At 76.2% G+C, this 421-nt stretch carries 1 protein-coding gene; it reads left to right on the top strand.

The window, feature by feature from the left end; genetic code table 11:
* A partial coding sequence (locus SACPADRAFT_RS25085; RefSeq protein ID WP_157577031.1) for a KR domain-containing protein occupies window positions 1-421 on the top strand: 421 nt, incomplete at both ends.

Below are 421 nucleotides of genomic sequence, written 5' to 3'. Positions count from 1 at the left end.
GCCCGGGATGGCCGAGCTGGTCGCCGAGCTGTCGCCGCTGACCGACGTCGTCGTCCGGGCCGCCGACGTGGCCGACCGGGAGGCCATGGCCCCGTTGCTGGCCGAGTTCCCGCCCCACACCGTCGTGCACGTCGCGGGCGCCGTCGACGACGGCGTTCTCGACAGCGTCACCGCCGACGGGCTCCGTGCGACCGCCGCGGCCAAGGGGGACGCCGTCCGGCTTCTCGACGAGCTGACCGGCGACCTTGACGCCTTCGTCGTCTTCTCCTCCTCGGCGGCCACCTTCGGTGCCGCGGGCCAGGCCGCCTACGCCGCCGCCAACGCCGAGCTCGACGCTCTCGCCGAACGCAGGCACGCCGAGGGCAAGCCCGCCACCGCCATCGCCTGGGGCCCCTGGGCGGGAGCCGGCATGGCCGCGGAC

This window comes from Saccharomonospora iraqiensis subsp. paurometabolica YIM 90007 (assembly GCF_000231035.2).
GTDB lineage: Bacteria > Actinomycetota > Actinomycetes > Mycobacteriales > Pseudonocardiaceae > Saccharomonospora > Saccharomonospora paurometabolica.
Note: the sequence above shows the minus strand (reverse complement) of the source record. Positions and strands in the feature narration are given on the sequence as shown.